Origin of the sequence: Pseudomonas sp. NPDC086581 (assembly GCF_044746165.1) — a bacterium.
Taxonomy (GTDB): Bacteria; Pseudomonadota; Gammaproteobacteria; order Pseudomonadales; family Pseudomonadaceae; genus Pseudomonas.
Genome location: NZ_JBIVBR010000007.1, coordinates 245,507 through 264,639 on the forward strand (window position 1 = coordinate 245,507; position 19,133 = coordinate 264,639).

Genomic DNA, 19,133 nt, shown 5'->3' on the forward strand with positions numbered 1-19,133 from the left:
AGAATCGCCGCTCTTTCGTTCAAGGACGCTGTCATGAGCCTTTACCAGCCCGGCATTCTCGCCACCCCGGTTCCCGCCCACGCCCGCCACCTGTTCTTCGATCTGAAGTCGCTGCAGGATCTGCCCGCCGCGCTGGAACGCCTGATGCAGTTCGCCGATGGCGAGCGCGCGGTGGTCGGCTTCGGCGAGTCGCTGGTGCGTGCGCTGGGCCGCCGCATCGAGGGGCTTCGCGAGTTTCCGGCGATCTCCGGCGTGGGCGTCGACAACCCGTCCACCCCGCATGCACTGTGGGTCTGGCTGCGCGGTGATGAGCGCGGCGAACTGCTTCTGCGCACCCAGCAAGTCCAGTCCCTGCTGGCGCCGGCGCTGGAGCTGGGTGGCCTGACCGAGGCCTTCCGCCATGGCAGCGGCCACGACCTGACCGGCTACGAGGATGGCACTGAGAACCCGCAGGACGATGATGCCATCGCCGCGGCCATCGTCGAAGGTGGTGCAGGCCTGGCCGGCGGCAGCTTCGCCGCGATCCAGCAGTGGCGTCACCAACTGCAGGATTTCGCGGCGCTGCCGCAGCACGAGCGCGACGACATCATGGGCCGTCGCCTGAGCGACAACGAGGAACTGGACGACGCGCCGGAATCCGCCCACGTCAAGCGCACCGCCCAGGAAAGCTTCGAACCCGAAGCCTTCATCGTGCGCCGCTCCATGCCCTGGACCCAGGGGCAGGACGCCGGGCTGATGTTCCTCGCCTTCGGCTGCACCCTGGATGCCTTCGAAGTGCAACTGCGCCGCATGAGCGGGCTGGAAGACGGCATCACCGACGCCTTGTACCGCTTCAGCCGGCCGCTGACCGGCGGCTACTACTGGTGCCCGCCGCGCAAGGATGGAATGCTGGACCTGAGTGCATTGTTGGGCTGATCTGCCGCTGCGCCGCGAAAGCCCCGCCAGCGTGCGGGGCTTTTTTGTGGCCGCTGCGCGGCCCGATTGGCACAAAGCAGCCGGTAACCGCCAATGGCCCCTCGAACTTCTGCCGAATTGGCTATTGGGCCTCCTGGCCGCCGGGCGTAGCGTGGACTCATCTTCCCACTGTCGAGAACGCCGCCATGCCTGCCACCACTTCGCTGAAATGCCTCCTCGCCGGCCTTGGCTTGGCCCTGAGCCTGCCGCTCTTCGCCCACGACGCCACCCAGGAAAAGATCGAGGTTCAGCAGGAGCACAGGCTGCCCGACGCTGCGGGCAAGAAGGGGCTGATGATCATGGTCTCCTATGCGCCCGGGCAGTCCTCCGGCGCCCATGTGCACAGCGGTTCGGTGTTCGCCTACGTGCTCGAAGGCGCGGTGATCTCCCAGCTGGAGGGGCAGAAGCCGGTGACCTACCAGGCCGGCCAGTCCTGGTACGAAGCGCCGAACACGCCGCACCTGGTCTCGCGCAACGCCAGCAACGAAAAGCCGGCGAAGCTGCTGGTGTGGATGCTGCTGGATGAGAAGGCGCCGGTGCTGACGCCGCTGAAGCAGTGAGCGCAGGACGAAGAACCCCGCCGATTGGCGGGGTTCTTCATTACAGCGTCAGCCTCACTCCGGCGCGCCGGGCACCTTGCGCGGGGCCATGAAGTACATCCAGGCCAGGGCCAGGAAGTACATGGTGGGGATGATGGTGAACAGCACCGCATAGTTGTTGTGGGTGACGGTGAGGATGTAGCCGACGATCTGAGTCATGAACATGCCGCCAATCGCCGCGCACATGCCGCCGAAGCCAAACACCGTGCTCATCATGTGCTTGGGCGTGTAGTCCATCACCAGGCTCCAGATGTTCGCCGTCCAGGCCTGGTGCGCCCCTACACCCAAAGCGATGGCAGCCACGGCGATCCACAGGCCGCTGGCCTTGGCGGCGAAAACCACGCCGATGATCGCGCAGGCGCAGATGAACATTGACAGTAGGCGCGCGTTGATCGGCTTCATGCCGCGGCCGATCAGCCAGGACGAGAGGATGCCGCCGCCGATGCTGCCGAAATCCGCGGTCAGCCAGATCAGCATCAGCGGGATGCCCATTTGGGTTACGCTGATACCCAGGCCATATTGCTGGTTGAGAAAGGGCGGCAGCCAGTAGAGATAGAACCAGAACACCGGGGCGGTCAGCGAAAGGGCCACTGCGAAGGCCCAGGTGCCGCGCATGCGCAGAATGACGGAAAAGGGCACGCGCTCGGCCGGCGGTTCTGCGGCTTCCTGGATGTAATCCAGTTCACTCTGCTTCACCGTCGGGTGTTCTTCGGGATTGAAGTACTTCAGGCTCCACAGCACCACCCAGACGAAGCCCAGCGCACTCATGCACAGGAACGCCGCCTGCCAGCCCCAGGCCGCGAGGATCAGCGGCAGCAGCGCGGGGGTGACCATGGCGCCGACGTTGGTGCCGGCGTTGAAGATGCCGGTGGCCATGGCCCGCTCGCCGGCGGGGAACCACAGGCGCGTGGTCTTCACGCAGGCCGGGTAGTTGGCCGCTTCCGTAAGCCCGAGGATGAAGCGGCAGACCATGAAGCCGGCTGCTGAACTGGCCAGGCCGTGGGCGCCGGTGGCAAAGCTCCACAGCAGCACGGCGAAGAAGAACGCGCGCTTCACGCCGATGCGGTCGATCAGCCGGCCCTGCAGCACGAAGCCGATGGCATAGCCGACCTGGAACCAGAAGTTGATGTTGGCGTAGTCCATGGCCGTCCAGGCCATCTTCTCGGCGAGCACCGGCTGCATCACGCCCAGCGCGGCGCGGTCGATGTAGTTCAGGGTGGTGGCGAAGAACACCAGGGCGAGCATGCCCCAGCGCACCTTGCCGACGGCCATGGCGCCACGCACCTTGCCGAAGAAGGAAGAACCATGCGGGGCGACCGCGGCGAGGGGAGCGGATTGCGTGTGGATCATGATCGGAGCCATCCGTTATCGGGCTGACGCGCAGCCTCAGGAATTATTGTCGTGCCGCAGCCGTTGCGCGTGGTCCGCCGCTTATCGGCGTTGACTGACACAAGGACGTGCGGTGGCTGGCGAAAATCAGTGCGCGCGATGGCGTCCGTGTAGGCTGCACCGCCCAGGCATCGGATGGGCCAGAGTGCTTTGCAGATGGGAAATGGCGGCGGCGAGGAGAGGGTGGAGGATGTACATGAGCATTTACCCGTTCTTGAAATTGTTATGGATGACACACAGGCCATCTCGCAGCGGCTGTCAGTTCGCCGGGGATTGAGGCAGATCCCCGGCCAGCCGGATTGCGTCGACGTGGCTAAATCTTGATCAGCGGCCGGAACAGCGTCAATTCGATAAACGGCCTTTGGTTCGGTAATCGAACACAAAACTAACCAGTTAGTACACTTTAAATTGCCGGCAACCCGGACCGCCAGAATAATCAGACTCAGCCGGAGACCGATTCCAACAAGCCCTCAGCACGCCCGGCAGGAGTCAAAGAAATGCATCGTTCGATCGCCACCGTTTCCTTGAGCGGAACCCTGCCGGACAAGCTCGAAGCCATCGCCGCTGCCGGCTTTGACGGCGTGGAAATCTTCGAGAACGATCTCCTCTATTACGGCGGCAGTCCGCGCGACGTGCGCCGCGTCTGCGAGGGTCTGGGGCTGGCGATCACCCTGTTCCAGCCGTTCCGTGACTTCGAGGGTTGCCGCCGCGATCGCCTGGCGCGCAACCTCGACCGCCTGGAGCGCAAGTTCGACCTGATGCAGGAGCTGGGTACCGACCTGGTGCTGATGTGCAGCAACGTCGCCACCGATTCGCTGGGCGAGCGTGAATTCCTCCTCGAAGACCTTGGTCTGGCCGCCGAGCGTGCCGGCGCCCGTGGCCTGCGCGTGGGCTACGAAGCCCTGGCCTGGGGCCGCCACGTGAACACCTGGCAGCAAGTCTGGGACCTGGTGCACGAAGTGAATCACCCAGCGCTGGGCGTGATCCTCGATAGCTTCCACACCCTCTCGCTTAAGGGCGACCCGGCCGGGATCGCGCAGATTCCGGGGGAGAAGATCTTCTTCGTGCAGATGGCCGACGCACCGATTCTGGCCATGGACGTGCTGGAGTGGAGCCGGCACTTCCGCAACTTCCCCGGCCAGGGCGAGTTCGACCTGCCGGGCTTCCTCGCGCCGATCCTCAAGAGCGGCTATCGCGGCCCGCTGTCGCTGGAAATCTTCAACGACGGGTTCCGTGCCGCGCCGCCCCGCGCCAACGCCGCGGATGGACTGCGCTCGCTGCTGTTCCTCGAGGAAAAGACGCGCGCCCGGCTGGAAAGCGAAGGCGCGCCCAAGGAGCAGCTCGACTGCCTCTTCGCGCCGCCGCCGGCCAGCCAGCTGGATGGCGTGGAGTTTCTCGAATTTGCCGTCGACGAAGCCCTCGGTGCGCGCCTGGGCAACTGGCTGGAGCGCCTGGGTTTCGCCCGCGCCGGCGAGCACCGCTCCAAGGCGGTGAGCCTGTTGCGCCAGGGCGATATCAATATCGTGCTCAACGCCGAGCCCTATTCCTTCGCCCACAGCTTCTTTGAGGCCCACGGCCCGTCGCTGTGCGCTACCGCCTTGCGCGTGCGGGACGCCGCCAGTGCGCTGGAGCGTGCGCAGGCCTACAAGGGCCAGCCGTATCGCGGGCTGGTCGGCCCCAACGAGCGGGAGATTCCCGCTGTGCGCGCGCCGGACGGAAGTCTGATCTATCTGGTGGAAGAGCGGGCCGCCGGACAGACCATTTATGACATCGACTTCCGCCTCGACCCTGAGGCCAAACCCAGCGGCCAGCTGCAGCGCATCGACCACATGGCCATGGCGTTGCCGGCGGACGGGCTGGACAGCTGGGTGCTGTTCTACAAGGGCCTGTTCGACTTCGAGGCCGACGACGAAGTGGTGCTGCCCGACCCCTACGGCCTGGTGAAGAGCCGCGCCCTGCGCACCGCCAACGGCAGTGTGCGGTTGCCGCTGAATATCTCGGAGAACCGCAACACCGCCATCTCCCATGCGCTGTCCAGTTATCGCGGCTCCGGCGTCCATCACATCGCCTTCGCCTGCGAAGACATCTTTGCCGAGGTGGCGCGGGCGAAGGACGCCGGAGTGCCGCTGCTGGAAATCCCGCTCAACTACTACGACGACCTCGCCGCGCGCTTCGACTTCGATGACGAATTCCTTAGCGAGCTGGCCTACTTCAACGTGCTCTACGACCGCGACGCCAGCGGCGGCGAACTGTTCCACGTGTACACCGAACCGTTCGAGGAGCGCTTCTTCTTCGAGATCATCCAGCGTCGCGGCGGCTATGCCGGTTATGGCGCAGCCAATGTCGCTGTGCGCCTGGCGGCCATGGCTCAGGCGCGCAATGGGGCGACGCGTCGGCCCAAGGTCTAGCCCTGCCGCGCTTTGCCTCCGAAGGGTGCCGGCGCGCATAATCCGCGCACCCCTTCACACAGCAGGCGCCCCTGGCGCCTGCCAGACGATGCCGAGCCATGACCGACAGCGCTATCCAGCCGACTCCCGCCGAAACCGCTCGCCGGGGCCGCAAGAACAACCCGGAGAAGACCCGCGAGGACATCCTCCAGGCGGCCATCGTCGAGTTCGTCCAGCAGGGCCTTTCCGGCGCGCGGGTGGATGCCATCGCCGAGCGCATGAACACCTCGAAGCGGATGATCTACTACTATTTCGGCAGCAAGGAGCAGCTCTATCAGGCGGTGCTGGAGAAGCTCTACGGTGATATCCGTGGCACCGAGCAGACTCTGCACCTGGCCGAGTTGGAGCCGCTGGAGGCGATGCGCCGGCTGGTAGATTTCACCTTCGACCACCACGACCGCAACGTCGATTTCGTGCGTATCGTCAGCATCGAGAACATCCACTACGGCCAGTTCGCCGCCGGCTCCGAGGCGATCCGCTCGATGAACAGCAACATCCTGCGCACCATCGAGGACATTCTCCAGCGCGGCGCCGCCAGCGGTGCGTTCCGCGAGGGCCTGCAGGCCATCGACGTACACATGCTGATCAGCGGGTTCTGCTTCTATCGCGTGTCCAACCGGCATACCGTCGGCTCGCTGTTCCAGGTTGAGCTGGAAGACCCGGCGATCAAGGCGCGGCACAAGGACATGATCATCGAGGCGGTGTTGCGGTTTATTCAGCCGTAAGCCGGTTCGAATTGGAGCGCGGCTGTTCGCGAGCAAGCTCGCTCCTACAGGCGGGCACCTTTGCTCCTCGTAGGAGCGAGCTTGCTCGCGAACCCGGACTTGCGCCGGCCTTGCCGGCGGATCGCGGGCATGGTCCGCTTGCAACATCACATCGCGGCGAAATGCGCCAGCATCCGCTCGGCGTCCGCCTCGACGCCACTGAACAGCTCGAAAGCCTTCACCGCCTGGAACACCGCCATGTTGCCGCCATCCAGCGTGCGACAGCCGAGGCTGCGAGCGTGCCGGAGCAGTTCGGTCTCCAGCGGGAAGTAGATGATCTCCGCCACCCACAAGCCCGCGTGCAGCAGTTCCAGCGGCAGCGGCGCGCCGGGCAGTTTGGCCATGCCCACCGGCGTGGTGTTGACCAAACCGTCCGCCTCGCTGACTGCGCCGGCGAGGTCGTGTCCGATCCGCGCGCGCTGGCCGCCGAAATGCGCGTTGAGGTTGTCCACCAGCGCCTGGACGCGAGCTGAATCCACTTCGAAGATCGTCAGTTGCCGCACGCCTTCGCTGAGCAGAGCGTGGGCCACCGCTGCGCCCGCGCCACCAGCGCCCAGTTGCACCACGCGCTCGCGCGGTGCATCGCTGAGGTTGCGCCGGAAGCCTTCGGCAAAGCCCAGGCAGTCGGTGTTATGGCCGATGCGCTGGCCATCGCGGAGCACCACGGTATTCACCGCGCCGATGCCGCGCGCCTCGTCGGACAGCTCATGCAGCAGCGGAATCACCGCCTGCTTGCAAGGGAAGGTGATGTTCAGCCCGGTGTAGCCCATGCGCTCGGCGGCGGCGAGCAGGTCGGGCAGGGCGCCGGCATCGACGCCGAGGGTGTCCAGGTCGATCAGCCGGTAGAGATAGCGCAGCCCCTGGGCATCGCCCTCGCGCTCGTGCAGGGCGGGGGTGCGCGAGGCTTGGATGCCGGCGCCGATCAGGCCGGCCAGCACGGTGCGGTAGTCGTTCATGGCGCTCCCCCCTTCAGCAGCTTGGCGAAGTGCTGGATGCCGGCGCGATAGCCGTCGCTGCCCAGCCCGGCGATGACGCCCACGGCGACGGCGGAGACGAACGAGTGATGGCGGAACTCCTCACGCTTGTGCACGTTGGACAGGTGCACTTCGATCACCGGCAGCTCCACGGCGGCGAGCGCGTCGCGGATAGCCACCGAGGTGTGGGTCCAGGCGGCCGGGTTGATCAGGATGCCCGCACAGCGTCCGCGCGCCTGGTGGATCCAGTCGATCAGCTGGCCTTCATGGTTGGTCTGGCGGAACTCGATTTCCAGGCCGTGCTCGGCGCCGGCTTGCTGACAGAGAGCAGCGATGTCATCGAGGGTTTCGTGACCATAGGTGGTGGGCTCACGGGTGCCGAGCAGGTTGAGGTTCGGCCCGTTGAGCACGAGCAGGGTGTGGGGCATGAAGGGTGGCTCCGTTGTTTTTGTATGGCCGAAAGGAGAAAGGCCTGTAGGAGCAAAATGTACCAAATGGTTAATTTGGTCAATGCGACAATAGAGCAACGGTTAGTGTCACGATATCCTCGGTTAAAACGGCAAAAATCCGGGTAATGGCTCCTATCTGATGCTTTCGTGCGAAAAGTGCCGTGCGAGAGCGATGCCACAATCCGTGCGGTGATCGACCACGTGCGTAGGGGCGAACTCCGTCCGCGATCGATTCGACGTGGCAGAGGACTCTGCGGCGGACGTTGTCCGCCGTTCGCGGGCATGGCTCGCTCCTACACAAGCGCAAGTCTCCCTGTAGGAGACACCCAGCGAATCCTTGGCGACATCAATTCCGATCACCGCAACCTGGCTTGTCATGGGGCTCTCCGACGCTGCAGATGGAACTGCCTGTCGGGGGCTCACAGTGGCGCAGGCTTGCCGGTATCGTCGGTCTGGGGGGCTACCCAGTCCGATGGATTCCTTATCGGCGCTTGTCGTGAACGCGTGGGTGGGAAGTCTCCTACCGTCTGGCTTGCAGAAGCGGGTCTTGTCCCTCCACCCCCGACAGGTTCCTACCCTAACGCCATACAAGTGGGCCATGCCCGCGAACCGCCCAGCGCCGGGCCGCCGGCAAAAAAAGACCCGCCAGAAGGCGGGTCAGGAGGGGGAAGCCTGGAGGCCAGGCCAGTTGGAGAGATCAGGCTTCAGACGTGCAAGGCATGCCCCAGCGCGCGCAGCGCTGCTTCCTGCACCGCTTCGCCGAGGGTTGGGTGGGCGTGGATGGTGCCGGCGATGTCTTCCAGGCAGGCGGCCATTTCCAGCGACTGCACGAAGGCCGTGGACAGCTCCGAGACCGCCTTGCCCACGGCCTGCCAGCCAAGGATCAGGTGGTTGTCCTTGCGAGCCACCACGCGGACGAAGCCGTCGCTCGATTCCAGGGTCATGGCGCGGCCGTTGGCGGCGAACGGGAAGCTCGCGGTCAGGACCTCGTAGCCGGCGGCCTGGGCCTGTTCCGGTGACAGCCCGACCACCACCACCTCCGGATCGGTGAAGCACACCGCCGGGATCGCCGTGGGAGCGAAGGCGCGGCGCTTGCCGGCGATGATCTCGGCGACCATCTCGCCCTGGGCCATGGCGCGGTGGGCCAGCATGGGCTCGCCGGCGATATCGCCGATGGCCCAGACATCGCGCATGGAGGTGCGGCACTGGTCGTCGATCTGCACGGCGCGGCCGTTCATGTCCAAGCGCAGGGTGTCGAGGTTCCAGCCGGTCGTGTTGGGGTGGCGGCCGACGGCGACCAGTACCTGGTCGGTCTCGATCACCCGCTGCGAACCGGCGCCGTCCTGCACGCGCAGGCCTTTGCCGTCCGGCTCCAGGCCCATCACGCTGTGGCCCAGGTACAGCTCGATGCCCAGCTTGCGCAGGGAATTGGCCACTGGCCTGGTCAGTTCCTCGTCATAGGTCGGCAGAATGCGCGGCTGCGCCTCCACCACCGTGACTTCCACGCCGAGCTTGCGGTACGCGATGCCCAGCTCCAGGCCGATATAGCCGCCGCCAACCACCGCCAGGCGCTTGGGCAGTGTCTTCGGCGCCAGTGCTTCGGTGGAGGAGATGACATTGCCACCCACCGGCAGGAAGGGCAGTTCCACGGATTTCGAACCGGCCGCCAGCAGCAGGTGCTCGGTGTGGATGTGCTGGGTGCCGCCTTCGGCAAGGTCGACCTCGACGGTCTTGCCGTCGACGATCTTCGCCCAGCCGCTGACCACGGTGACACCGTGCTTCTTCAGCAGCGCGGCGACGCCGGTGGTCAGGCGGTCGACGATGCCGTCCTTCCATTCCACAGTGCGCTGGATATCGATGCTCGGCGTCTGCACGCTGATGCCCAGCGGCGACTTGCCGGCGAACTCACGGGCCTTGAGGTATTCCTCGGCGGCGTGGATCAGCGCCTTGGACGGGATGCAGCCGATGTTCAGGCAGGTGCCGCCCAGGGCGGCGCCTTCCACCAGCACGGTGCGGATGCCCAACTGGCCGGCGCGGATCGCCGCGACGTAGCCGCCGGGGCCGCCACCGATCACCAGCAGGGTGGTTTCGAGAGTCTGGTTCTGTTTCATGTCAGCGGCTTCCGTCAATCGATGAACAGGGTAGCGGGGTGTTCGAGCAGGGCGCGTACGGCCTGAATGAAGGCCGCCGCGTCCATGCCATCGACCACCCGGTGATCGAAGGACGAGGACAGGTTCATCATCTTGCGCACCACCACCTGGCCGTTGACCACCATGGGCCGCTCGACCATGCGGTTGACGCCGACGATGGCCACTTCCGGGTAGTTGATCACCGGCGTGCTGACGATGCCGCCCAGGGCGCCGAGGCTGCTCAGGGTGATGGTCGAGCCGGAGAGCTCCTCGCGGCTGGCCTTGCCATGGCGCGCGGCTTCGGCGAGGCGCGCCACTTCTGCGGAGTTGCCCCACAGGTCGCGGGACTCGGCGTTGCGCAGCACCGGAACCATCAGCCCGTTGTCGCTCTGGGTGGCGACACCCAGGTGCACCGCGCCGTAGCGTGTGATCACGTCGGCTTCGTCGTCATAGCGCGCGTTGAGCTGCGGGAAGTCGCGCAGGGCGACGACCATGGCGCGGGCAATGAAGGGCAGCAGGGTGAGCTTGCCGCGTGCCGCCGCGTGCTTGGCATTGAGGTGCACGCGCAGCGCTTCGAGGTCAGTGACGTCGATTTCCTCGACGTAGCTGAAGTGCGGGATGCGCCGCTTGGCCTCGGCCATCTTCTGCGCGATTTTGCGGCGCAGGCCGATCACCGGGATCTGGTGCTCGTCGTGGCGCGCGGCGTAGCCGGAGGCGATGGTCGCGCCGCCGTGTTCCACGAAGTGCTCCAGGTCCTCGCGCAGGATGCGCCCGGCCGGGCCGCTGCCCTGCACGAACTGCAGCTCCACGCCCAGGTCGCGGGCACGCTGACGTACCGCCGGCGAGGCCAGCGGCTTCTCGCCCGGTGCGCGGCGCGGGGCTGCAATTGGGGCAGGGCGCGCGGCGGGGGCAACGGGTTTGCTCTCGGCACGCGGTGCGGGCTTGGGCGCTTCGGCGACGGGGGCGGGTTTGGCTTGCGCCTTCGGCTGCGCGGCTTCTTCATGAGGCTTGGGTTGCGCGGCCTCGCGATGGTTGCCCTGGCCTTCTACCTCCAGGCGGATCAGCTCGCCGCCCACGGCCATCACCTGGCCGGGCACGCCGCCCAGGGCGAGAATCTTGCCGGCCACCGGCGAGGGAATTTCCACGGTGGCCTTGTCGGTCATGACTTCGGCCAGCAGCTGGTCCTCATGGACCTCGTCGCCGACCTGGACATGCCACTCCACCAGCTCGACCTCGGCGATGCCTTCGCCGATGTCCGGCATCTTGATGACGTGAGTGCCCATTCAGACCTCCATGGCGCGCTTGAAGGCCGCGCCAACGCGGGCGGGGCCGGGGAAGTAGTCCCATTCCTGGGCGTGCGGGTAGGGCGTGTCCCAACCGGTGACGCGGGCAATCGGCGCTTCGAGGTGGTGGAAGCAGTTTTCCTGCACCAGCGACATCAGCTCGGCGCCATAGCCGCAGGTACGGGTGGCTTCGTGGACGATGACGCAGCGGCCGGTCTTCTTCACCGACTCGACGATGGTGTCCAGGTCCAGCGGCCAGAGGCTGCGCAGGTCGATGATCTCGGCATCGATGCCGGTTTCCTCGGCGGCGGTCTGGGCCACGTAGACGGTGGTGCCGTAGGTCAGCACGGTCAGTTCGGAGCCGGGGCGGGCGATGGCCGCCTTGTCCAGCGGCACGCTGTAGTAACCCTCTGGCACCTGGCTGGCCGGGTGCTTGGACCAGGGGGTCACCGGGCGGTCGTGGTGGCCGTCGAACGGGCCGTTATACAGACGCTTGGGTTCGAGGAAGATCACCGGGTCGTCGTTCTCGATGCAGGCGATCAGCAGGCCTTTGGCGTCGTACGGGTTGGACGGCATGACGGTACGCAGGCCGCAGACCTGGGTGAACATCGCCTCCGGGCTCTGGCTGTGCGTTTGCCCGCCGTAGATGCCGCCGCCGCAGGGCATGCGCACCACCATGGGGACGGTGAAGTCGTTGACCGAGCGGTAGCGGATGCGCGCGGCTTCCGAAACCAACTGATCGGTGGCCGGGTACACATAGTCGGCGAACTGGATTTCCACCACCGGGCGCAGGCCGTAGGCGCCCATGCCGACGGCGGCGCCGATGATGCCGCTCTCGGAGATCGGCGCGTCGAATACCCGCGAGGTACCGTATTTCTTCTGCAGGCCTTCGGTGCAGCGGAACACGCCGCCGAAGTAGCCGACGTCCTGGCCGAACACCACGACGTTGTCGTCGCGTTCGAGCATCACGTCCATGGCCGAGCGCAACGCCTGGATCATGGTCATGCTGGTGACCGCCTGGGCGTTCTCGTGTTGCTGGTTCATGGCATTCATACCCCGAGCTCCTGGCGCTGCCGACGCAGGTGTTCCGGCAGGTCCTTGTAAACGTCGTCGAACAGGTTGGCGGCGCTGAACACATGGCCGTCCACCAGCGAACCGTGGCGTTCGGCTTCCTTCTGTGCGGCGATCACTTCGGCTTCCAGTTCCTTCTTCAGCGCTTCCTGCTGCTCCTCGGACCAGATGCCGAGGCCGATCAGGTGCTGCTTGAGGCGGGCGATGGGATCGCCCAGCGGGAAGTTGGTCCAGTCGTCGGCGGGGCGGTACTTGGACGGATCGTCCGAGGTGGAGTGCGGGCCGGCGCGATAGGTGACCCACTCGATCAGGCTCGGGCCGTGGCCACGGCGGGCGCGCTCGGCGGCCCACTGCGAGGCGGCGTAGACGGCGAGGAAGTCGTTGCCGTCGACCCGCAGCGAGGCGATGCCGCAGCCCACGCCGCGGTTGGCGAAAGTAGTGCCTTCACCGCCGGCAATGGCCTGGAAGGTGGAGATCGCCCACTGGTTGTTGACCACGTTGAGGATCACCGGCGCGCGGTACACGTGGGCGAAGGTGAGGGCGGTGTGGAAGTCGGATTCGGCGGTGGCGCCGTCGCCGATCCAGGCGGACGAGATCTTGGTGTCGCCCTTGATCGCCGAGGCCATGCCCCAGCCGACGGCCTGGATGAACTGGGTGGCGAGGTTGCCGGAGATGGAGAAGAAGCCCTTCTCGCGGCTGGAGTACATGATCGGCAGCTGGCGGCCCTTGAGCGGGTCCTGCTCGTTGGAGAGCAGCTGGCAGATCATGTCCTTGAGCGGGTAGTCGCGGGTGATCAGGATGCCTTGCTGACGGTAGGTCGGGAAGGTCATGTCGCCATCGCGCAGGGCCATGGTGTGGGCGGTGGCGATAGCCTCTTCACCCAGGCACTGCATATAGAAGGACATCTTCTTCTGGCGCTGGGCGGTGAGCATGCGCGCGTCGAAGATGCGCGTCTTGAGCATCAGGCGCATGCCGCGCAGCAGTTGCTCGTGGCTCAGGTCCGGATCCCAGGGGCCGACGGCGTTGCCGTCTTCGTCGAGCACGCGCACCAGGCTGAAGGCCAGGTCGGTGGTCTGCGCGGGTTCCACGTCGATGTCGGGTTTGCGCACCTCGCCGGCGGGCGAGAGGTGCAGGTAGGAAAAGTCGGTCTTGCAGCCCGGACGCCCGGTGGGTTCGGGGACGTGCAGGCGGAGCGGAGCGTAGTCGGTCATGGCGGGTCTCCAGTTGTGATCGTGGGTGTGGATCAGCGAACGGAAGAAGCCATGCCTGGCGGGCGCACCCGGCCGGGTAGGGCTACGGTGCGGGTGCCGCGCGGGGTCGCGGGGCGGGTGGTGACATCACTCATGGTGAGGTCCTCGGTTGTTGTAGTTGTGGTTTCAGTATAGGTGTGACCGATTGGTTTTTTGCTCCAAATTGACTAGCTGTAAGCTTCAGGATTAGTGTGTTTGAACTATAAAAACAGCTCTGGGTAGTACGACGAAAAATGGCTGATCTTGACCGCACCGACCTGAAAATCCTTCGCGCTCTGGCCGACGATGGCCGGCTCTCCTGGCGCGATCTCGCGCAGAACATCGGTCTTTCGCTGACCCCGACACTGCGCCGGGTCCGCCGCCTGGAGGAAGAGCACTACATCCAGGGTTACTTCGCGCGCCTGGACGAGGAGCGCCTGTCCGGTGGCATGAGCGTGTTCGTCTCGGTGTCCCTGGAAAAACAGACCGGTGACTACCTCGCGCGGTTCGAAGAACGCATCGTCCAGGCGCCGCAGGTGATGAGTTGCTTCCAGATGACCGGCGACGCCGACTACATGCTGCGGGTGGTGGTGAAGGACCTGTCGGCGTACCAGCTGTTCCTCACCAACACGCTGACGCAGATTCCCGGCGTAGCGGGGATCAAGTCGGCCTTCGCGCTGAAGTCGGTGATGCTGCGCTCGGCGCCGCCGATCTGAGGCGCTCGACACCATCCTACGACGAGGCACGCCGGACACTTTGGCGTAGAGGCTCAACCCTCGCGGCGGAACTGTTCGCGATACTGCGTCGGCGTTACCCCCAGACGCTGGGCGAACACCAGGCGCATGCGCGCGGCGCTGCCGAAGCCGCAGCGCCATGCGATCACTTTCAGCGCCAGATCGCTGCCTTCCAGCAACCCGCGAGCGGCGTCGATACGGGCACGCTGGACGAACTCCGCAGGCGTCACGCCCGCCTCGCGGACGAACACGCGGGCGAAACTGCGTGGGCTCATCGCCACCTCGGCAGCCAGTTGCGGCACGCCCAGCGGCTGCTCGAGGTTTTCCTGCACGTAGCGCTGGATGCGCGCCACCGGTGAGCCTTCGTCGGCCGGCGCCTGCAGGAAGGGGCTGAACTGCGATTGCCCGCCCTGACGCTGCGTTACTACCAGCAGCCGTTTCGCCACCGACAGCGCCACCGCCGCGCCATGGTCCTCGGCGACCAAGGCCAGTGCCAGATCGATGCCGGCGGTCACGCCGGCCGAAGTCACCAATGCACCATCGCGCACATGAATCCGGTCCGGCTCGACCAGCGCCTGAGGGAACAGCTCGGCAAGCCGACGAGCGTCGCTCCAGTGCGTCGTCACGCGCTTGCCGTCGAGCAGTCCGGCATGACCAAGCAGAAAGGCCCCGGTGCAGATTGATCCGTAACGCGCCGCCATGGCACAGGCCGTGCGTAACCACACGAGCAACTCGGGTGCGGGTGACTCTTCTGGCAATCGCGGCCCACCCGGCACCAGCAGGATGTCAGCCGCGCTGTCACCCTGTTCGAGACTGAAGTCGGCGCCTAGCAGTTGGCCGTTGGAGGCGCGCAGCGGGAAGGGCGGCGCGGCGAGGGTTACCACCTGGTAGCCCTGGCCGGCAGGGACGAAGGCATTAGCCTCGGCGAACACGTCCAGCGGCCCGGAAACATCCAGCGCCTGCACGCCGGGGAACAGCAGCATAGCCACGCGTTTCATGGCGCCTCCCGATCCAATCGATGGCGTTCATTCTTGCGGGAGAAAACGTTGGCCGCAAACGTGTCAGGGGTGCGAATGCTGCCAATCAGCCGTCAAATGGCGTGACAATCACAGGGCAGTAACGCCAGCAAGCCACTATTGTTGCGCTATTTGCAGAAATGCATTGTCGAAGTCGATCTGTGTAGGAAAGGTCCGATCGGCTAGATTTATGGCAGTGGGCCACGATCGACGCGACCCGCGTGATCCCTGAGGTTCCTGCCATGAAATCCACTCTTTCCGCACTCATTGCCATCCCCGCCTTGCTGTTGTCCTTGAGCGCTTTCGCCGACGATGCGGCCGTTTACCACTACGGCATGCCGCTGGATGTGGCCAAGGTGCTGAGCATCTCCCAACCCAACGAGCGCTGCGAAGTCAGCCAGGCCACCATGGTCTACCTGGACTCCCAGGGACAGCAGCACACCGTCAAGTACCTGCGCCAGACTCCGCGCTGCAGCGACATCTGAGTCAGGCGCGGAACTGCTCCACCAATCCCTGCTGCCGGCTGGCCAGGTCGTTCAGTGAACGACTGGCGCTGGCGGCTTGTTGCGCTTGATCGGAAATAGTCTGGGTGACGTCGCGGATGCCGGCGATGTTGCGGTTGATCTCCTCGGCGACGCTGCTCTGTTCCTCCGCCGCGCTGGCGATCTGCAGGTTCATTTCGCTGATCAGGTTCACCGCCTCGCCGATCCGGCGCAGCGCGTCGATGGCTTGGCGCGCCTGATCGACGTTGCCCTGGGCCTGGGTGAAGCTGCCTTGCATCGCGCTGGTCACTGACTGACCGCGCGCCTGCAGGTTTTCGATCACCTCGCGAATCTCTTCCACCGATTCCTGGGTGCGCCGGGCCAGCCCGCGTACTTCGTCGGCGACCACAGCGAAGCCGCGCCCGGCGTCGCCCGCGCGCGCCGCTTCGATGGCGGCGTTGAGGGCCAGCAGGTTGGTCTGCGCGGCGATGCCGCAGATGACTTCGAGGATCGAGCCGATCTGCTCGTTGCTCGCCGCCAGTTGCTGCAACTCCGTCATGGCCTGGTTCATCCCGGCGGCGAGCAGGTCGATGCCGCTGTTGGTGGCGTTGAGCGTGCGGAAGCCATCGTCGCAGGCCTGCTCTGCGGTGCGTGCGGCGTCGGCGGCGCGGGCGGCGCTGCGGGCCGAGTCCTGGGCGGTGGCGGACATCTCCTGGAGCGCCGTGGCGACCATGTCGATCTCGCGGAACTGTTGCTGCATGCCGTCGCTGGTCTGACGGGCGATCTGCGCCGAGCGGTCGGCGGTGGAGTGTGCCTCGCGGGACGCCGACTGCACGGCGGCGATGCTCGGCTGAAGTTTGTCGAGAAAGCGGTTGAAGGCGGTGGCCAGGCGGCCCAGTTCGTCGCGGCGCGGGTAATCAAGGCGGCGGGTGAGGTCGCCTTCGCCGTCGGCAATGTCTTCCAGCATCCGCGCCAGACGCAGGATCGGCCGGCTGATGCCGAGCGCGGTGAGCGCCACCAGCAGCATGCCGAGCAGCCCGGTGGCGATGCCGACGCCGGTTTCCAGCGCAGTGCTTTTCCAGCGCAGGTCGTCCAGCGTGCCCTTGAGGCGTTCAGCCGGGGCGAGCATCACCGCGCGCGGCACGCTGAGCAGGATGCCCCAGGGCGCGGCGTCCGGCACCGGGGCGAGGCTGTGCAGCACGCTGATGGATTCACCGTCCTCAAAGGACTGCGAGCGTCCGGCGGCGATTTCCTCGAACACGGTTTTGTCTTCGAATTTCTGCCCCAGCTTCGAGGCGTCGCCACTGTCGCTGGCGATCAGGCCGTTGGGGCTGAGGATGCGGATGCGACCCTGGCCGTCGAACGGGCTGCGGCTCCCGTCAGCGCTGCTTTGTTGCAGGGCTGCGAGGTCGATGTCAAAGCCCACGGCGGCGATGGCCTTGCCGTTCTCCAGCAGCGGCAGGGTAACGCTGGTGACCAACCGGCGCTGCCCCGAGGCGTCGTCGAAATACGGGTCGAGCACGCAGGGGCGGGCATGCCCGGTGGAGCAGGTGAAGAAGGCGTTGTAGGGCTGGCCGCTGGGGCCGGGCGTGATGTCGCCGAGGACCTGCTCGGTGCCGATTACCCGCTGGGTTTGCCCGCCGTTCTGCAGCAGGTAGAGGGCGAAGCGGCCGGTCTCGTTGCTGCCCAGATCTTCGCGGGCTACGAACTGGCTGTCGGCGGCATCCAGAGTATCGGGCTGGAACACCAGGAACAGGCCAAGCAGCTCCGGGTGCGCGCCGAGGGTTTCGGCCATCGCCTGGTTGAGCGCGGAGCGCAGGGCCGCGGCGTCGAGGACGCCCTGATGCTGTTGTGCGCGCAGGGTCTGCACGGTGCGCAGCAGGCCTTCACCGAGCAGCAGGTTGTTCTGCAGGCGCTCGCGGATCAGCAGGGCCTGGACCTGGCCCTGGGTTTCCAGATTGTGCCGCGCGGCAACGGCGAAGAGTTCGCCGCTGTCGTGCTGGATGGTGCGACTGTCCTGCCGCGCCTGGTACAGCGAAAGACCGATCAGGACGCTGGCGACGAGGATCAGGCAGAGGCCCGCCAGCCAGGTGATACGGCCCTGGATGGACGTCAGGAGGCTGGGCATGGCGGGCTTTCCTTATGCTTCGAATCCCTGGATCAGAACGTGGTGGAGAACAGCAACTGGCTGTAGAGGTTGCTGTTGTCGTTGCCGATCTGAGTGCCGCCTTCGGCTGCGCTTTTCTTCGGCTGGTACAGGCCCACCAGCGGGATGATCACCAGGTGCTCGTTGATCGCCCATTCGGCGTAGAGGTCCAGCTCGCGGCCATCGGTGTTGCCCAGGTCGGTGTCCAGGGTGTGGAAGTCGAAGAACTGCGCGCCGATGGAAAGGTTCTCCAGCGGGGTGATCTTGGCGCCGACGTTGTGTACGCGGGTGTTGTTGTTGAACGGGCCGGAGTAGTTGCCCGCCACCTCGCCCTGGAACCAGGTGCCGAAGCCACGGCTGAAGCCGTAGAAGAGGGTGTCGTAGCCTTCGGAGAAGCGGCTGAAGCGGTAGCTGATATAGGGCTTCCAGGTGACGTCGGAGAATGTCCAGCCGGCCTCCAGGTACCAGGCGTTGGCGGTGTCGTCGGTGTACTGGGCATCGCGCTTGTCCTGCCAGGCGTACTCGCCGGAGAGGAACAGGTTCTCCACGCCGGCGTTGCCGGTGCCGCGCAGGCTGTAGGTCTTCATATCCTTGCGGTCGAGCTGGATGGGCGAGGCGTAGCGCTCGTCCACATCGGTGACGTCGATGTAGGTCAGGCCGAAGGTGGCTTCCGGGGCGACGTGTTCGAGGGTTGCCACGTACAGCTCGGAGTTGGCCTGGGCGCGGTTGTCCGATTTCAGGCGCATCAGGTCGCCGCGCCAGCCTTCCTTGCCGCCGATGCGCAGCACGGCGGTTTCGTCGAAGTCGCGACGCGCCGCCAGATAGTAGGCGCCGCCGCGGTTGTATTCGCCGTCGGCCAGGCCCTTGCCCATATTCAGAGCATCGCCGTCGATCAGAAAGCCATCGCCGACCACGATGTTCTGGCGGCCGAAGGACAGGTCGATGCCATCCTCGCCCAGCACCGGGAACAGCCCGGCCGAACGCCAGCCGGCGTAGGCGTCCTCGATCTTGGTGGTGCGCTCGGAACCGTCGCTGAAGCCCGCGGCATCGCCATCGCCCCAGGTGCCGGAACTGAGCAGGTTGAAGGCGCCGTAGGCGGTGCCCGCGCCGCCCAGCTTCTGGTCGCCGCTCAGACCGTACTTGATGAAACCTTCCTGCCAGGAGGACGAGCCTTCATCCAGGGTGCCGGTCATGTTGTAGCGTTCCTGGCTGTGGAACAGCCCGAAGGTCGCCGAGAGGTCGGCGTTCAGGTGCGTGTCGTCGGTCGCGTACAGCTGGTAGGCGCTGGCGGAACTGGCCCCGGCGATGAGCAGGGCGAGCAGGGTGGGGCGCAGCACGGCGGCGTGGGTCATGGTGAAGGCATCCGTTTCGTTATTGTCGATTGAGGGGATGTGACTTCTGCCGATGCTAAGTAAGGGCTGGCCCTGTGCCGTTGCTCCTGTCTGCCAAGTGATTGGGTGTGGTTGC

Annotated in this window: 16 protein-coding genes and 1 pseudogene; 6 read left to right on the plus strand and 11 right to left on the minus strand. The window is 65.8% G+C overall.

Features of this window, described 5'->3' with window-relative positions; translation table 11 throughout:
- Positions 1–33: 33 nt before the first annotated feature.
- Both ACIPK7_RS16170 and ACIPK7_RS16175 read left to right on the plus strand, forming a co-directional pair.
- Positions 34–915 carry a Dyp-type peroxidase gene (locus tag ACIPK7_RS16170; protein ID WP_192432588.1) on the plus strand — a complete coding sequence of 294 codons (882 nt, stop codon included), beginning with the start codon at positions 34–36 and terminating at the stop codon, positions 913–915.
- Positions 916–1,100: 185 nt separating this feature from the next.
- Positions 1,101–1,514, plus strand: a complete 414-nt coding sequence (locus tag ACIPK7_RS16175) for a cupin domain-containing protein (protein WP_192432587.1) — start codon at positions 1,101–1,103, stop codon at positions 1,512–1,514.
- A gap of 54 nt (positions 1,515–1,568) precedes the next feature.
- Here the strand turns inward: ACIPK7_RS16175 and ACIPK7_RS16180 are convergent, their stop codons facing one another.
- Entirely contained in the window at positions 1,569–2,903 is a 1,335-nt protein-coding gene (locus ACIPK7_RS16180; RefSeq protein ID WP_192432586.1) for an MFS transporter, read from the minus strand.
- A 536-nt stretch (positions 2,904–3,439) separates the two neighbouring features.
- Here ACIPK7_RS16180 and quiC point away from each other — a divergent pair.
- Both quiC and ACIPK7_RS16190 read left to right on the plus strand, forming a co-directional pair.
- The gene (quiC, locus tag ACIPK7_RS16185) at positions 3,440–5,350 is read left to right on the plus strand and encodes a 3-dehydroshikimate dehydratase QuiC (protein WP_401088868.1); all 1,911 of its coding nucleotides are present in this window, start codon (positions 3,440–3,442) and stop codon (positions 5,348–5,350) included.
- Between the two features lie 98 nt (positions 5,351–5,448).
- A complete protein-coding gene (locus ACIPK7_RS16190; RefSeq protein WP_401088870.1) occupies positions 5,449–6,114 on the plus strand; it encodes a TetR/AcrR family transcriptional regulator in 666 nt (221 codons plus the stop codon).
- Between the two features lie 146 nt (positions 6,115–6,260).
- On the opposite strand, the gene ACIPK7_RS16195 is transcribed toward ACIPK7_RS16190, so the two are convergent.
- From ACIPK7_RS16195 to ACIPK7_RS16220, 6 genes are all read right to left on the minus strand, one after another.
- Positions 6,261–7,109, minus strand: a complete 849-nt coding sequence (locus tag ACIPK7_RS16195) for a shikimate dehydrogenase (RefSeq protein WP_192432583.1) — start codon at positions 7,107–7,109, stop codon at positions 6,261–6,263.
- Positions 7,106–7,555 (minus strand): type II 3-dehydroquinate dehydratase, encoded by a 450-nt coding sequence (gene aroQ / locus ACIPK7_RS16200; RefSeq protein ID WP_192432582.1) that lies wholly within the window; start codon positions 7,553–7,555, stop codon positions 7,106–7,108. The genes ACIPK7_RS16195 and aroQ overlap by 4 nt, the downstream gene beginning before the upstream one ends.
- 725 nt (positions 7,556–8,280) lie before the next feature.
- Positions 8,281–9,687, minus strand: coding sequence for a dihydrolipoyl dehydrogenase (gene lpdA / locus ACIPK7_RS16205; protein ID WP_401088873.1), 1,407 nt, complete (start codon positions 9,685–9,687; stop codon positions 8,281–8,283).
- Positions 9,688–9,701: 14 nt separating this feature from the next.
- Positions 9,702–10,988: a dihydrolipoamide acetyltransferase family protein gene (locus ACIPK7_RS16210; RefSeq protein WP_401088875.1), complete on the minus strand. Its 1,287-nt coding sequence runs from the start codon at positions 10,986–10,988 to the stop codon at positions 9,702–9,704.
- Positions 10,989–12,041 (minus strand): alpha-ketoacid dehydrogenase subunit beta, encoded by a 1,053-nt coding sequence (locus ACIPK7_RS16215; protein ID WP_081519779.1) that lies wholly within the window; start codon positions 12,039–12,041, stop codon positions 10,989–10,991. It abuts the gene before it with no gap.
- Positions 12,038–13,270, minus strand: coding sequence for a 3-methyl-2-oxobutanoate dehydrogenase (2-methylpropanoyl-transferring) subunit alpha (locus ACIPK7_RS16220; protein WP_401088877.1), 1,233 nt, complete (start codon positions 13,268–13,270; stop codon positions 12,038–12,040). Before ACIPK7_RS16220 ends, ACIPK7_RS16215 begins: the two co-directional genes overlap by 4 nt.
- A gap of 272 nt (positions 13,271–13,542) precedes the next feature.
- On the opposite strand from ACIPK7_RS16220, the gene ACIPK7_RS16225 reads away from it, so the two are divergent.
- On the plus strand, positions 13,543–14,004 hold the full coding sequence (locus ACIPK7_RS16225) for an Lrp/AsnC family transcriptional regulator (protein WP_024762520.1): 462 nt from the start codon (positions 13,543–13,545) through the stop codon (positions 14,002–14,004).
- A 53-nt stretch (positions 14,005–14,057) separates the two neighbouring features.
- On the opposite strand, the gene ACIPK7_RS16230 is transcribed toward ACIPK7_RS16225, so the two are convergent.
- Positions 14,058–15,020, minus strand: coding sequence for a GlxA family transcriptional regulator (locus ACIPK7_RS16230; protein WP_401088879.1), 963 nt, complete (start codon positions 15,018–15,020; stop codon positions 14,058–14,060).
- Positions 15,021–15,280: 260 nt separating this feature from the next.
- Between ACIPK7_RS16230 and ACIPK7_RS16235 the strand changes: the two genes are divergently transcribed.
- Complete coding sequence (locus ACIPK7_RS16235) at positions 15,281–15,523, plus strand: DUF2790 domain-containing protein (RefSeq protein ID WP_401088881.1); 243 nt, start codon at positions 15,281–15,283, stop codon at positions 15,521–15,523.
- A gap of 1 nt (position 15,524) precedes the next feature.
- Here the strand turns inward: ACIPK7_RS16235 and ACIPK7_RS16240 are convergent, their stop codons facing one another.
- The 3 genes and pseudogenes from ACIPK7_RS16240 to ACIPK7_RS16250 all read right to left on the minus strand — a co-directional run bounded on the left by ACIPK7_RS16240 (position 15,525) and on the right by ACIPK7_RS16250 (position 19,018).
- Positions 15,525–16,280 carry a methyl-accepting chemotaxis protein gene (locus tag ACIPK7_RS16240; protein ID WP_401088995.1) on the minus strand — a complete coding sequence of 252 codons (756 nt, stop codon included), beginning with the start codon at positions 16,278–16,280 and terminating at the stop codon, positions 15,525–15,527.
- 102 nt (positions 16,281–16,382) lie between these two features.
- Positions 16,383–17,648: pseudogene (locus tag ACIPK7_RS16245) on the minus strand (HAMP domain-containing protein); the annotation flags it as partial.
- A gap of 32 nt (positions 17,649–17,680) precedes the next feature.
- A complete protein-coding gene (locus tag ACIPK7_RS16250) occupies positions 17,681–19,018 on the minus strand; it encodes a hypothetical protein (RefSeq protein WP_192432576.1) in 1,338 nt (445 codons plus the stop codon).
- Positions 19,019–19,133: the final 115 nt, after the last annotated feature.

Excerpts from the sequence above, each read along its gene's own strand:
- ACIPK7_RS16190 (WP_401088870.1), top strand. The coding sequence starts at position 5,449 with ATGACCGACAGCGCTATCCAGCCGACTCCCGCCGAAACCGCTCGCCGG.
- ACIPK7_RS16220 (WP_401088877.1), bottom strand. The coding sequence starts at position 13,270 with ATGACCGACTACGCTCCGCTCCGCCTGCACGTCCCCGAACCCACCGGG.
- ACIPK7_RS16195 (WP_192432583.1), bottom strand. The coding sequence starts at position 7,109 with ATGAACGACTACCGCACCGTGCTGGCCGGCCTGATCGGCGCCGGCATC.
- ACIPK7_RS16225 (WP_024762520.1), top strand. The coding sequence starts at position 13,543 with ATGGCTGATCTTGACCGCACCGACCTGAAAATCCTTCGCGCTCTGGCC.
- ACIPK7_RS16180 (WP_192432586.1), bottom strand. The coding sequence starts at position 2,903 with ATGATCCACACGCAATCCGCTCCCCTCGCCGCGGTCGCCCCGCATGGT.
- aroQ (WP_192432582.1), bottom strand. The coding sequence starts at position 7,555 with ATGCCCCACACCCTGCTCGTGCTCAACGGGCCGAACCTCAACCTGCTC.
- ACIPK7_RS16240 (WP_401088995.1), bottom strand. The coding sequence starts at position 16,280 with ATGCAGCAACAGTTCCGCGAGATCGACATGGTCGCCACGGCGCTCCAG.
- ACIPK7_RS16175 (WP_192432587.1), top strand. The coding sequence starts at position 1,101 with ATGCCTGCCACCACTTCGCTGAAATGCCTCCTCGCCGGCCTTGGCTTG.
- ACIPK7_RS16170 (WP_192432588.1), top strand. The coding sequence starts at position 34 with ATGAGCCTTTACCAGCCCGGCATTCTCGCCACCCCGGTTCCCGCCCAC.
- ACIPK7_RS16235 (WP_401088881.1), top strand. The coding sequence starts at position 15,281 with ATGAAATCCACTCTTTCCGCACTCATTGCCATCCCCGCCTTGCTGTTG.
- ACIPK7_RS16230 (WP_401088879.1), bottom strand. The coding sequence starts at position 15,020 with ATGAAACGCGTGGCTATGCTGCTGTTCCCCGGCGTGCAGGCGCTGGAT.
- ACIPK7_RS16215 (WP_081519779.1), bottom strand. The coding sequence starts at position 12,041 with ATGAATGCCATGAACCAGCAACACGAGAACGCCCAGGCGGTCACCAGC.
- quiC (WP_401088868.1), top strand. The coding sequence starts at position 3,440 with ATGCATCGTTCGATCGCCACCGTTTCCTTGAGCGGAACCCTGCCGGAC.
- ACIPK7_RS16250 (WP_192432576.1), bottom strand. The coding sequence starts at position 19,018 with ATGACCCACGCCGCCGTGCTGCGCCCCACCCTGCTCGCCCTGCTCATC.
- lpdA (WP_401088873.1), bottom strand. The coding sequence starts at position 9,687 with ATGAAACAGAACCAGACTCTCGAAACCACCCTGCTGGTGATCGGTGGC.
- ACIPK7_RS16210 (WP_401088875.1), bottom strand. The coding sequence starts at position 10,988 with ATGGGCACTCACGTCATCAAGATGCCGGACATCGGCGAAGGCATCGCC.